This is a genomic window from Alkalibacterium sp. (assembly GCF_046484155.1).
Taxonomy (GTDB): domain Bacteria; phylum Bacillota; class Bacilli; order Lactobacillales; family Carnobacteriaceae_A; genus Alkalibacterium.
Map to the genome: position 1 here is coordinate 1 of NZ_JAWOBT010000035.1, position 13,942 is coordinate 13,942.

At 41.1% G+C, this 13,942-nt stretch carries 10 protein-coding genes; 4 read left to right on the forward strand and 6 right to left on the reverse strand.

The window, feature by feature from the left end; genetic code table 11:
• Window positions 1–2,400, reverse strand: a 2,400-nt coding sequence (locus tag R6U02_RS02545) for a LysM peptidoglycan-binding domain-containing protein (protein ID WP_410262069.1), incomplete at its 3' end; no start/stop codon positions are given.
• Window positions 2,401–2,641: 241 nt separating this feature from the next.
• Here R6U02_RS02545 and R6U02_RS02550 point away from each other — a divergent pair.
• On the forward strand, window positions 2,642–3,205 hold the full coding sequence (locus R6U02_RS02550; protein ID WP_410262070.1) for a class I SAM-dependent methyltransferase: 564 nt from the start codon (window positions 2,642–2,644) through the stop codon (window positions 3,203–3,205).
• Between the two features lie 93 nt (window positions 3,206–3,298).
• A complete protein-coding gene (locus tag R6U02_RS02555) occupies window positions 3,299–4,363 on the forward strand; it encodes an ATP-grasp domain-containing protein (protein ID WP_410262071.1) in 1,065 nt (354 codons plus the stop codon).
• A 66-nt stretch (window positions 4,364–4,429) separates the two neighbouring features.
• Here the strand turns inward: R6U02_RS02555 and R6U02_RS02560 are convergent, their stop codons facing one another.
• From R6U02_RS02560 to R6U02_RS02580, 5 genes are all read right to left on the reverse strand, one after another.
• Complete coding sequence (locus R6U02_RS02560) at window positions 4,430–5,386, reverse strand: ABC transporter permease (RefSeq protein WP_410262072.1); 957 nt, start codon at window positions 5,384–5,386, stop codon at window positions 4,430–4,432.
• Between the two features lie 2 nt (window positions 5,387–5,388).
• A complete protein-coding gene (locus R6U02_RS02565) occupies window positions 5,389–6,465 on the reverse strand; it encodes an ABC transporter permease (RefSeq protein WP_410262077.1) in 1,077 nt (358 codons plus the stop codon).
• Window positions 6,440–8,029, reverse strand: coding sequence for an ABC transporter ATP-binding protein (locus R6U02_RS02570; protein ID WP_410262073.1), 1,590 nt, complete (start codon window positions 8,027–8,029; stop codon window positions 6,440–6,442). Before R6U02_RS02570 ends, R6U02_RS02565 begins: the two co-directional genes overlap by 26 nt.
• 160 nt (window positions 8,030–8,189) lie before the next feature.
• Entirely contained in the window at window positions 8,190–9,275 is a 1,086-nt protein-coding gene (locus tag R6U02_RS02575; RefSeq protein WP_410262078.1) for a BMP family protein, read from the reverse strand.
• Window positions 9,276–9,477: 202 nt separating this feature from the next.
• A complete protein-coding gene (locus R6U02_RS02580; protein ID WP_410262074.1) occupies window positions 9,478–11,844 on the reverse strand; it encodes a DNA translocase FtsK in 2,367 nt (788 codons plus the stop codon).
• Window positions 11,845–12,020: 176 nt separating this feature from the next.
• Between R6U02_RS02580 and R6U02_RS02585 the strand changes: the two genes are divergently transcribed.
• Window positions 12,021–12,392 (forward strand): acylphosphatase, encoded by a 372-nt coding sequence (locus R6U02_RS02585; protein WP_410262075.1) that lies wholly within the window; start codon window positions 12,021–12,023, stop codon window positions 12,390–12,392.
• Between the two features lie 84 nt (window positions 12,393–12,476).
• Window positions 12,477–13,445, forward strand: coding sequence for a membrane protein insertase YidC (gene yidC / locus R6U02_RS02590; protein WP_410262076.1), 969 nt, complete (start codon window positions 12,477–12,479; stop codon window positions 13,443–13,445).
• Window positions 13,446–13,942: the final 497 nt, after the last annotated feature.

Here is a 13,942-nt window from a genome sequence, read left to right on the forward strand (position 1 = left end):
GTCCCCAGATCCCACGGTATACACCGACACATCAGTTTTTTCTTTTTCATCTTCTTTTACCGGTTTTTCTTCAGGTTTAGAAGGCACCGGTTTGGTTTCGTCGACTTGACCGTTTGGAACCGTTAATTTCTGATCCACTCGAATCAAGTCAGACGTCAACTTGTTCAGTTCTTTTAACTGAGTAACTGTGGTATTAAACCGGTTAGCAAGGTGCCCTAACGTATCGCCCGCCTTCACTGTGTAGGCTGTCTGATTTTCTTTAGCGGATGGTGTGACGACTTCAGGCTTAGATTCCTCTTGTTTTTCTTCTACTTTCGGCGGTGCTGTCGTTACCGTTTGGGCTAGCGTCAAGCGTTGTCCGACGTAGATTCTATCTGACGTTAGCTTGTTCGTTTCTGTAATTGCCTTCACCGTCGTGTTATGCTTTTCAGCGATTTGTGAAAGCGTGTCTCCAAGAACAACGGTGACAGAAGTTGCGTTCTTAACTTGTTCTGACTGTTTATCATCTTCGACCGGTTGAACGTCTTTTTGTGCTTCTTCAATAACCGGAACGATCAATTTTTGATTGATGTATATAGTATCACCAGTCAATTTATTCAATTGTTTTAATCGAGAAACGGTGATGTCAAAACGGCCAGCAATTTGAGAGAGCGTATCGCCACGCACAACGGTGTAATTTTTTCCTGATATTTTCTCTTCAGTTGTTGAAACGTTCAGATTTTCTTCGGGCGTTTCTGGTTCGACTTCTGCATTATCTTTTATTTCTTCCGGTTTGGTTTCCTTCTCAAGAACCGGAACAGCAATCTCCTGATTCACAAAAATCAAATCTCCGGTTAAGTTATTGGCTGCTTTTAAATCCGGCACCGTTGTGTTAAATGCTTTAGCAATCTTATTTAAAGTATCGCCACTCACGATTTTATAGGTGGTCTCTTTTTCATAAGGATTTGCCGGTGGTGTGGTCGGCGTCTCAGGGACAACCGGTTTAACATTAACGGTGCTGTTGCCTTTCGTTTCCACAATATCGAATCGTGTCAGATTGAATTGTTCAATAATCCTGTTTAATTTAGAAGCATATGTTGGATCTGTTGCGTATCTGCCTTGGAGCCACAGCGTCGCATCACGGTAACTCGTCGTCTTTTCAGCCCAAGTCCCGGAGTAAAAGGCACTGTTGCTTCTTAATCCGTCACGTAACAGATTCGCATTGTCTTGTAAGGATTTTTCATAATTGGGGTATTTTTTAAAGTGATCAGTGATCGTTATCCAACCCGTACTGGCATAATATTCCTGTGTTCTTTTAGCTACGGATTCGCCATTATATGATCCCTTGATCCCAAATAGATTAAAATTAGGTGTAGCTGATAAACTGCTTTTCCCGTAACCTGACTCCAGACTCGCTTGCGCGATCATGACCGAAGCGTAAAGGTTATTTTCGCTTGCTACGTTTTGCGCATAACTTGCGAGGTTCTCAATAAATTCACTCGGCGAGGTCACCTCATCAAGATCCTCCGGTTTAGTCGGCTGTGGTGCTTTAGCTTCTACTTTCCCTGCCTCGTTAACGGCTAAGACTTGTCCCACCGATAGTCTGTTTACATTGGTGATATTATTTAATGAAGCAAGTCTATTCACCGTCGTTTGATAACGCTGCGCAATCGAACCTAGCGTATCTCCAGATCTCACAACATAAACAAGCGGCTCGACGTCTTTGACTGTTTCTGTTTCTTTGACTGGTTCTTTAACTGTTTGAACAGTATCTGCTTCATCTGGCTCTTCCAAAGCTTCTTCAATAGTTTCGTCTACTGCTTCAGTCGATCCCTCTTCAACGGTTTCTGTTACTACTTCAGTGGATACTTCTTCAACAGTTTCTGTTACTACTTCAGTGGATACTTCTTCAACAGTTTCGTCTGCTGCTTCAGTCGATCCTTCTTCAACAGTTTCGTCTACTACTTCGGTCGATCCCTCTTCAACAGTTTCGTCTGCTGCTTCGGTTAGATTATTGTCAAGCAATGCGTTAAAAATAGTATCGAGCTGTTCGTACGACAATGAATGATTATGTAGTTGATCCAACATACTTTGTCCACCCGCTAATTCGATCATTCTTATCAGCTGCGTCTTGATAAAATCTAATTCTTCTTTCTGTTCTTCAGTTATTTCACTGGCTTGTTCTAACGATGAATCTTCAACGTCTGCTACTTTATGCTCAGTCATTTCGATTTGAGTGTACAGTTCATATAATCCTTGTAATTCTTTTTGGTCCAGGTCTAATTCCTCAGCATCTACCGCTTTAGTAAATCCACTTAAGGCAACGAATCCTGCCAAGATCCCGGTCGATAATAGTAATGCTTTGGTGTTGTTTATAAGATACTTCTTTGGTGCAAGGGGCATATATGTTTTCTTAGTCATCTATAAATTGCTCCTCTCAAATATGTATATTTATTCTATTTATTTATTATAACCTTAGTTCCCCCAAATCGGAACGAATGAAATGATTTTATTCATATTGTTAACTGAATGTAATATAGTACATGTTATAATTCCATTAACACCCCTCATTTCAGAATAAGATCGAGGCATCACCGTTTATAGTTGCTAATAAGAACTAATTGAAAGCAAATCACTTTATTTACTAAGGAGCGTGTCATAATTGTTACATTCAGCATTATCTTACACCCGTTCATTGATCAAAGAAACTGTCCAGGTCGGAGACACGGTGGTTGATGCCACTGTCGGTAACGGTCATGACACCCTGCTACTTGCCGAGTGCGTCGGAGACACTGGTCATGTCATTGGGTTTGACATTCAAAAACCAGCCCTTGAGACAACGCAGCATAAACTCAATGAAGCAAATTTAGCGCACCGGGTGAGCCTTCATCATAAAGGGCACGAAGAAATAGACACTGTCCTTTCTTCTTCAACAGACTTATCTCTGGTGGTTTACAATTTAGGCTATTTACCTAAAGGAGACAAAGGGATCATTACAACACCCGACACTACTTTGAAAAGTGTTGAACAAGCACTCGGTCACTTAAAGAGCAAAGGGTTGATCCTTTTGATGATCTATTATGGACACGAAGGCGGAGAAACAGAAAAGGGTGCGGTACTCAATTATGTTGAACAGCTTCCTCAAAAAGAATTTTCTGTTTTACAGTATCAGTTTATTAACCAAAAAAATTCGCCACCCTTCCTTATTGCAATCGAGAAACGATGACCGTAAATGTTTGTAAGTGTTTTTACAATAATGTAGAATAATTGTTAAATATACTTGCTAAAAATTCTGTAATTTCTTAAAAAGGAGACCCATATGGAAAACCTGACTGTCTTAGTTACCTCGATAGACACCCCTACCGCACATGGTGTTCTAAAAGGTTTAAAGGAAATTAAAAACATTAAAATAATCGGTGTAAATCCTCAAACGCTTACAGCCGGCAACATCTTCTGTGACCGCGTCTACCGCGTACCAAGGTTCACTGAAAACAAAGACAACTATTTCGAGCAACTAAAAGAAATCATTGATAAAGAACATGTTCAGGCTGTTTTCCCATGTCATCCTCATGAAATCGATGTATACGAGGATTATAAACAACACCTGACAATTCCTTTTGCCTTACCTGAAAGTTCCCATTTTGATCGATTAACGGATAAGGACACGACCTATCATTGGCTTGACGAGCATGGTTTCAGTGAATATATCCCTACTTACTATACGTTTAAGTCACATGATGAGCTGGCTCGTCTTATTCATAACGAATTTAAAGATGAAGACGAACTTATTGTCAAGAACACCTCAGGGTATGTGCCATCAGATTTCACTTTATTGACTCATCACGACAAATTTATAAAAGCAATCGAAACACAGCAGTCTCATGTTTTTGCCTTTGAAGATTATTTGGAAACAGACAATACTGATCATCGTATGGTTATGAGGAAATTAGATCAATCTGAATTCAGTGTCGATTTATACATTCATGATTCTAAAACTGTTGTGAGCGTTCCTCGTCAACGTATTGGTGTCTCGGATGGTTTAGTCCTGGATGGGACCCTTATTGAACATACCGTACTCATAGCTATTTCCATAAAAATTGCTGAAGCGCTCATTGAAGAAGGGTTTATTAACCTGCAGTTCATGAAAGAAGACGGCGACTTCAAGCTGACAGATGTCAATCCTCGTTTTTGCGAGAGTCAAGTCATGTCTCTAGGTGCTGGCGTGAACTTCCCGGAATTATTCCTGACTTACCGTTTAACGGACGAAAGACCTGTACCAAGACCCAACTGGAATACGCGAATGGTCCGTTATAGGGAAAGTGTTTTTTATCATAATTATAATGCCGATGATGAACCGGCTGTCTGGACGGCCCCAGGTGAATAGAGATTTTAATACAGAAAAAGAGTCATTCGATACTATCGAATGACTCTTTTTCTGTTAAGCATCAACTTATTTAGATTTAATGAATGTTTTCCCGATAGCTTTCGGTGCGACAGATCGACCGACCACACTGACTAAGATAATAATCGTCAAGAGATACGGCAGCACTTGCAACCAGATGCCTGGTATGTCTTGAATGATTGGAATATAGTTCCCGATACGGGCCAAACTTTGAGCAAAACCAAAGAAAATCGCTGCTCCCATTGCACCCAATGGATTCCATTTACCAAAGATCATAGCAGCCATCGATATGAACCCTTGACCGGCTACAGTTAAAATACCAAATTCATTATGGATGGCTTGAGCTTGAATCGCGCCACCGATCCCACCTAATAATCCAGAAATCATTACGCCAGCATACTTCATTAAGTAAACATTGATTCCCAATGTTTCTGCAGCATGCGGATTTTCACCAACGGAACGTAGACGCAACCCGAATTTCGTTTTAAACATGACTACCCAGGCAATAACTGCGACTAGTATACCTAAAAAAGCAGGTCCGGAAGTGTTACCGAAAAATATTGGTCCAATGACCGGAATTCTATGAAGCAGGAAAATATCAGAACGACCGAATGATCGCGCTAAAGGTCCTGTTTGTGCGGCGCCATAAATGGCTCTTGTTAAGAATACGGCTATAGCAGGAGCCGCTAAGTTGATAACGGTACCTGAAACGATATGGTCGGCTCGAAGATTAATGGTAGCTACCGCATGGATAAGTGAGAACAAAACACCTATCAGTCCACCAGCCAGCAGTCCCAGCCAAGGTGTCATATCACCGAATGTACTATAAAATGTAAGATTAAAGACTGCCGACATGAAAGCACCCATAACCATGATGCCTTCTAGTCCAATGTTAACGATCCCACTACGTTCAGAGAATGTCCCGCCTAAAGCAGTAAAAATTAATGGAGCGGCGTAGATCAAGGAACTTGAAACGATTAATTGTAATAAAGATATGGTGCTCATGCCTATTCTCCTCCTTCTTCTACAGTCTTAGTGCGCTGTATTTTATCCAATAGCAAACGAATAATATAATTCGCCCCTACGAAGAAAATAATGGCAGCGATAACGATATCGGCCATTTCATCGGGCACACCTGCGCGGTTTGGCATAAAGCCGGCACCGACATCTAAAACGCCAAATAATATTGAGGAGAAGAAAATACCGATCGGATTACCTAGACCAAGCAAGGCAACAGCAATTCCGTTGAAACCTAAGCTTGGTAGACCACTTTGAGTAAAGATATTTCCAAACGTACCTAATCCATGAATTGCTCCACCAAAGCCAGCTAAACCACCACTGATCAACATAGACACGATAATGTTTCTTTTGGCACTCATCCCGGCATATGTTGAAGCATCTGGATTCAATCCAACAGCTCTCACTTCAAATCCAGCTGTCATTTGAGTCATGAAGACCCAATATAAAATAACAACAATAATAGCCATGAATAGTCCCATGTTAACTCGAGAATTTTGTGTGAGTTGTGATAACCACCCTACACTGAGACTTGCATTCTCACCGACACGATCCGTTGTATTTCCTGTTGCTAAAACATTTCGAATAAGGTAGTTGGTTAAATTAAGAGCAGTATAGTTCAACATGATCGTAACAATTACTTCACTGGTACCGAAATAAGCACGTAAGGCTCCGGCGATACCCGCCCATATAGCACCCGCAACGATAGCGGCACCGATACTTAATGTAAGCAATAAAATCCTTGGCAAGTCAGGGAAACTTAATGCTACCCAGATTGCAGCTACCCAACCGGCAAGGAGTTGTCCGGCTACTCCGATATTAAAGAATCCTGCTTTAAATGCAATGGCAAATCCTAAACCGGTAAAGGTCAACACGGTCGCTTGCCTTAATGCTTCACCCATAAAGTACGGGCTATCGAAAACGCCCATCAACATGGCTTCATATGCTAATAGAGGATTGTACCCGAAGAACAGCATGAGCACTGCTCCAAAAATAAATCCTAATAAAATAGAAAATATAGGAATAAGTAAGGTATTTAATCTACTCTGATTGGTTGTTAACAACAGTCTCACGCTCCTTTCTATTTTTTCCTGCTAACTCCTGTTTCGCTTTCTCTAATGGCACACCGGCCATCAAGAGACCTAATTCATTTTCAGTTGTTTCGTCTGCATTAACGACAGCGATTATCTTGCCATCGTACATGACGGCTATGCGATCTGACACATTCATAACTTCATCCAATTCAAAACTCATAAGTAAAACGGCTTTTCCGTTATCACGTTGTTCAATTAAGCGCTTGTGAATGTATTCGATCGCTCCAACATCCAGTCCACGCGTTGGCTGTGCTGCAATCAATAATGCCGGATTTCTATGGATTTCACGGGCAATGATCGCTTTTTGCTGATTCCCACCTGAAAGTGAGCCAGCTGTCGATTCTTCACTTTGCGTACGTACATCAAATTCTTCAATCAATTTCTTCGCATATTTTTTGATTTCCCCATGATTCAAGAAGCCGTTTTTACTGAACGGTTTTTTATAATACTGTTGTAAGCTTAAATTTTCTTCCAGTTTCATTGGTAAAACTAAACCATAACGGTGTCTGTCTTCCGGAATATGTCCCAAGCCTGTCTCTGTGATTTCACGTGGTTTTTTCCCAGTGACATCTTTACCATTCAATTTAATTGTTCCTGCTTCCACTTTTGTCAGGCCGGTGATCGCTTGAATCAATTCTGATTGACCATTACCGTCAACGCCAGCTATACCTAAAATTTCGCCGGCTTTCACTTCCAGATCAACACCTTTGACAGCCTCTAGTCCCCGAGATTCTTTCACGGTCAAATTTTTAATTTCAAGTACCGGGCCTTTTGGTTGACCTGGTTCTTTTTCTACTTTAAAGGTTACCGAACGTCCGACCATCATGTCTGCCAGTTCTTGCTGAGACGTTGATTTAACATCAACTGTATCAATACTTTTACCACGGCGTATTACTGTACAACGGTCAGCAACTTTCTTGATCTCATCTAATTTGTGTGTGATCAGGATGATGGATTTGCCTTCATCGGTCAACTTTTTCATGATACCCATCAATTCATCGATTTCTTGAGGTGTTAAAACACCCGTCGGTTCATCGAAGATCAGAATATCCGCTCCACGGAATAATGTTTTTAAAATCTCTGCACGCTGCTGCATTCCCACACTGATGTCTTCTATTCTCGCAGACGGATCCACTGTTAAACCGTAGCGTTCAGATAATTCTTTGACATCTTTCTCGGCGCCTTGTTCATCCATAAAACCGTAACGGTGTTTTTCTTTTCCCAGCATGATATTTTCAGTGACGGTAAATTTGTCAACGAGCATAAAGTGCTGGTGCACCATGCCAATACCTAATTGATTGGCTTTTTCAGGTGAATCAATATTTTCTTTTTTACCATTAACGTATATTTCTCCTGATGTCGGTTCTAATAATCCAGACAAGATGTTCATTAAAGTGGATTTCCCTGCACCATTTTCTCCTAAAAGTGCATGGATTTCTCCTTTTTCAACATTTAAGCTAATATTATCATTCGCTTTGAATTCGCCGAATTTCTTTGTAATGCCTTTCATTTCAATGACTTTTTCTGCCTGTGTCACTACCGATCCCTCCCTATCATTGTTAATTTTAATAACCGTAAACATTATTACTTATTATATGTGATAGTTCAAGTACTTTAATTGAATTATCAGAAAAAGCGCTAGCCCATAGACCAGCGCTCAACTATTAATTTGTATTGTTCTGTTTTTTAGTTTTTAATTACTCTTCACTGTATGTGAATTCTGGAACTTCGATGTCTCCATCAATGACGCCTTGACGAGCTTCTTCCACTGATGCCCATGCTTCTTCAGACAAGTTACCTTCTACTAAATCAACGCCGCCTTCTTCTAAACCATAAGCAAGATTTTCTCCACCGGGGAATTCTTCTTCCATTGCTTGGTTAGCTGATTCTTTGATTGCAGTACCTACAGCTTTGATAGTTGAAGTCAATGTGAGATTTCCACCGTCATAATCGCCTTCTTCTTCCTGGTCACGGTCAACACCGATTACCCAAATTTGAGTATCAGGATCTGATTCCATGAGGTTACGTGCTTCAGTGAATACACCGTTACCTACAGCACCAGATGCGTGATAAACGACGTCTGCGCCATTTGCGAACATACCAGCTGCAAGTTGTTGTCCGATACCTGCATCAGTAAATGACTCAGCGTACTGAACGTCTACTTCGATACTGTCATCAACATGAGCGACACCAGCTTCAAAACCAGTTTGGAAACGGTCGATAACTGGACCAGCAACTCCACCGATAAATCCAATTTGACCAGTTTCAGTTGTTTCAGCTGCTGCTACACCTGCTAAGAAAGCTGCTTGATGGTCTTGGAACGTTAATGAAACGACGTTATCACGATCTGAAACATCATCGACGATACCGAAGTGTTGTTCCGGATTTTGATCCGCTACGTCATTAACTGAATTTAAAAGCTGATAACCGATTCCGTAAATAATGTCATAACCATCTGTTAAAGCCTGGTTCAAGTTTGGAACAAAGTCAGCTGAGTCATCTGACTGATAATATGCATAACCTTCGCCTTCTGATAAGCCGTGTTCTTGGCCCCATTCCTGCATACCTTCCCAAGCAGACTGGTTGAATGAACGGTCATCTACGCCACCTTCATCTGTAACCATTGAGATTGAAAAATCAACAGCTTCTGTATCTTCTCCAGCATCGGTTCCTTCATCTTCAGTTGCTGTATCATCAGTTGCCGGATCTGATGCATCTTGTCCTTGACATGCTGCCAATACAAATGCTGATGAACCAATTGCTAGTAAACTTCTTAGTTTCATTTTTGACACGATAATTCCCCCTATTATTTTTTTTATGTATCTTTAAGGGTCAAAGAATCCCTATTACAGTATAATAACAACAATACCGTAATAGCTAAACTGTTAACCCTTTCATTGGTATATAGTAACACTCTTGTAACAAAAAGGAAAGTTAAAAATTTTTAATAAACAAAAATATATCCTATTCAAATTTTAATATACTTTATTCATCTGTATTTTCATTTGAACTGTTTAAATACTCCGCAGTCACGAGTACTTCTCGTGGTTTTGAGCCTTCATGCGGTCCTACGATACCTTTGATTTCCATTTCATCGACAATCCTGGCCGCACGGTTATAACCGATCCTGAAACGTCTCTGGAGCAATGAAATACTGGCTGTCTGCATTTCGACAACTAAAGCAACGGCATCACCGTATAATTCATCCTCCGATTCCCCTGCCTGTGTTTTCGGTTCGTCTTTAGGGATCATTTCTTCGACATAATTGGCTTCCTGCTGATTTTTAACAAAGTTCACCACGGCTTCAACCTCTTCGTCCGAAATGAAGGCTCCTTGGACACGGGTCGCTTTGTTGGCTCCCATCGGTTGGAAAAGCATGTCTCCTCGTCCGAGTAATTTTTCAGCCCCGTTGCTGTCTAAAATGGTACGGGAATCCGTTCCACTGGATACAGCGAACGCGATCCGTGAAGGCACATTAGCCTTGATGATACCAGTGATAACGTCCACACTCGGTCTTTGGGTCGCCAGGATCATATGAATGCCTGCCGCACGTGCCATTTGAGCCAATCTTATAATGGCATCTTCCACTTCGTTTGAAGCAACCATCATCAAGTCGGCCAACTCATCCACAATAACTACAATATAAGGGAAAGGTAATAACCCTTCATTCTTTTCGGCATTTTTCTTTTTAACAAACTGGTTGTACCCTTCCATGTTACGTGTCCCGCTGGCTGCAAACATTTCATACCGACGTTCCATCTCCTGTACGACTTTATGTAGTGCCTGGGCCGCTTTCTTAGGATTCGTAACTACCGGCGTCAACAGATGTGGTATCCCGTTGTATACATTCAGCTCGACCATCTTAGGATCGATCATCATCATTTTCACTTCATTTGGTTTAGCTTTCATTAATAGACTCGTGATCATGCCGTTGATGGAAACAGATTTCCCGGATCCTGTTGCTCCCGCTACAAGCAAGTGAGGCATTTTAGATAAGTCAGCCATCGCTACGTTACCTGCAATGTCTCGTCCCAGCGGCACCTCTAATAAGCGATCCTTGTCGTTTATTTGTCCTTCGATCGTATCTCTAAAAGATACCATGCTGACTTCTGAATTCGGCACTTCTATACCGATAACAGATTTACCAGGAATAGGTGCTTCCATTCGAATGTCTTTTGCAGCCAAAGCTAATGCTATATCATCAGCTAAGTTGACGATCTTACTGACTTTCACACCCGAAGCTGGTTGGATCTCATACTTCGTAACAGCAGGACCAAGATTCGCTTTAGTCACTTTAGCTTTAACACCAAAGCTTTCAAATGTTTCTTCCAATTTTTTCACGTTTTTCTGGATGATCGAATATTCATCCGACTGATCGATTGCTTCATGTTCATCCAGTAATGACACAGGTGGCAGTTTGTACGACTGGTTCTCTTCTTCCCCGATTTCAAACTCCACCGCTACCTCTTCTTCTGAATCATTGCCTTCTTGACCAGTGCTTTTTGCTTTTGAAGACTGATTATCTTTTTTAGCTTTTTGTTCATATTTAGCTTGAAGTTCCTGATAACCTTCTATCTCTAAGGCTATTTGTTCAGACTCCTGTTCCTGTTCCGTAGACACGCTTGCTTCATTAAGACTAGTGTTCTCTGAAGCAGCTTCTTGAGTGGTCGTGTTTTTCACTTTCTTTTTCAGTTTAGACTTTTTGGATTTAGCTTTTCTGGATTTAGCCTTTTCAGCCCGTTTAGATTTTAATTGTTTGAATCCATTTCCTATCCAGGCCATGACTGCTTTCAGTGCATTTCTTATCCGGTCAAATAAATACCGATAGGAAAATTGGAAAAATGTCATGATCCCAAAAAAGACTAAAGCAATGATCATCAAGTAAGTGCCGACAACGCTGAACAGGAAATAACTCGCGCTGAAGAATAATGAGCCTATCATTCCGCCACCGACATCGGTCCCTATGCTGTTGGATAAAAACTGTGGCCAGAAAAATCGCCAGGTTGCGACCACGCTATTGATCGAATCATTAATAATAGGCGCAAACCATCTTGAATGTAAAAAGACTAACCAGGCTGTATAAAGTAGAGCGACTCCTTTTGTTTTTGTTCCTTTTAAACTCGGCCATTCACCTTTAAGTATAAGATAGATCCCTAACCCCAGTAAAATAATAGCTGAAAATGCGTAAGTCTCACCCACGAAAAATCGCAGCAGATTAGTAAAGAATCGCCCGACAAAGCCGAATGACCCTAATGTTAATATACTCATGAATGATAAAATAAATCCTATCCATTCAGGAGACACTTTATGCTGTTTTTTCTTTGGTCTTCCTCGTTTTTTTGTACGTGCCATCTCTGCACTCCTTCCTATATATTCTGGTTTATTATAGCATGAAAAGTAGCATCAAAGTAAGTTGTCCCTTACTTTAACTAGGCTGTAATAGCTTTCCTTTGACCTGGACGTCTCTGTACAAGTAAACTGATACTATATGAAAATATATTGAGTAACTATTAAAAGGAGGATTCACGATGGGTTCTTTATTTAAAGATTTTTTCGAAAAGGGAAAAAACAAGCAGTCGAACGGTGAAGTCATTTATACAAACGAGCCATTGGAAAATAATGGCAAACAAAAAATGCGTGCCACTATCTCGGGACGTGTCCAGGGTGTCGGCTTTCGTTTTTCTACAAAACAATCAGCCGATGAGATAGGTGTCAAAGGGATCGTACGCAATGAATCCGACGGCACTGTTTACGTTGAAGCAGTTGGTGACGAAGAACAATTAAGTCGATTTATCGAAGCGTTACGCAAAGGACCTTCTCCAGCTGCTGATGTTGAAAAAGTTGTCGTCACTTATGACGAAAAGATTGAAGAAAAAACGATTTTTTCTCAAGTTAATTGAATTCTTTCTTCCATTAAGGTATAGTGGTGAATAGCGTGAAAGCAATAGAGAACCACTAATATAAACTTAAAGGATTGAATACAATTGAAAAACCGTACTAAAAGATGGCTTTTATCAGGTGGAATGCTTTCCATCGTTTTGTTCTTATCAGGTTGTATGAACGTCGACGAAAGTGGAAGGCCTACTGGTGGCTTTTCTCAGTTTTTATTTGATTATCTCGTTTTACCCACACAACAGTTCATAGAAATACTAGCAGATTTCACTGGAAGTTACGGACTGGCAATTATCGTCATTACCATTATTGTTCGTATCCTCATCTTGCCCTTATCAATCAAGCAACAACGTGCGACTTTAGAGCAACAAGCTAAGATGTCAACAGTCAAACCTGTTACTGACGAGATTCAAGCAGAGATGAAAGAAACAGATGATCCGAAAGAAAAACAAGACTTACAAGCAGAAATGATGGAAATTTACAAAGAGAATAACGTCAATATGTTAGGCGGTTTGTCTGGCTGTTTACCGCTACTCATTCAATTGCCAGTTTTCACAGCTATGTTCCAAGCGATCCGCATGTCCGAATCCATTCAGAGTGCTTCATGGCTGGGGATTAATTTGGGAGAAAGCAGTATTCCACTCGCCATACTGACCGGTATTGTTTATTTTGTTCAAACTAAAGTCATGCAGGCAGGCATGCCCGAAGAAACGCGCAAGCAAACAGGTGCCATGATGTACATGAGCCCAGTGATGATCCTGATGTTCTCAGTCACTGGACCCGCTGGATTGACATTATACTGGTTTGCTGGTGGTTTTGTAGCAATCGGTCAATCTCTTATCACTAATTTGTATTACAAACCGAAATTAGAAAAAGAGATGGAGAAAAAACACGGTGGAAAACCTATTATTAAACGTAAGGTACGTGAACGTAAAACAGTTCAAGCTACTGAAACTGACACGAAGCTTAATCAAATACCTTCTGCCAGAAACAAACGTCGTAACCAGAGCCCATTCGAACAGAAAGAGCTCCGCAATTCCGGCAAACAAAAACGTGACTAAGTATTATGACAAAAGGAGACTCAGCCGAGTCTCCTTTTTCTTTGCCCTGTTTTTGATCGGATGACGACGTGTCCGGTGACACGTCGTTTCATTTCAAGCTTTTGAGATCTTCCAGTTGGTAAGCAACCGCCGAAGCGGTTGCTGTCATCCTTAGGTGTTGGCCGCCTTATTTTTAACTCATGGCTTTATTTTCCTGAGTTTTTCATTTCGGCCTCCGGATGACAGACTCACCGGTTTTCTGTTCGTGAGTTCGTCATTTCATCCTTCAGATGACAGACTCACCGTTTTTCTGTTCGTGAGTTCGTCATCTCAGCCTCCGGATGACAGACTCACCGGTTTTCTTTCCGTGAGTTCGTCATTTCAGCTTCCAGATGACAGACTCACCGGTCTTCTGTTCGTGAGTTCGTCATTTCGGCCTCCGGATGACAGACTCACCATTTTTTCACTCCTGAGTTCGTCATTTCAGCCTCCGGATGACAGACTCACCGGTTTTCTGT

Excerpts from the sequence above, each read along its gene's own strand:
- R6U02_RS02555 (WP_410262071.1), top strand. The coding sequence starts at position 3,299 with ATGGAAAACCTGACTGTCTTAGTTACCTCGATAGACACCCCTACCGCA.
- R6U02_RS02580 (WP_410262074.1), bottom strand. The coding sequence starts at position 11,844 with ATGGCACGTACAAAAAAACGAGGAAGACCAAAGAAAAAACAGCATAAA.
- R6U02_RS02575 (WP_410262078.1), bottom strand. The coding sequence starts at position 9,275 with ATGAAACTAAGAAGTTTACTAGCAATTGGTTCATCAGCATTTGTATTG.
- R6U02_RS02585 (WP_410262075.1), top strand. The coding sequence starts at position 12,021 with ATGGGTTCTTTATTTAAAGATTTTTTCGAAAAGGGAAAAAACAAGCAG.
- R6U02_RS02560 (WP_410262072.1), bottom strand. The coding sequence starts at position 5,386 with ATGAGCACCATATCTTTATTACAATTAATCGTTTCAAGTTCCTTGATC.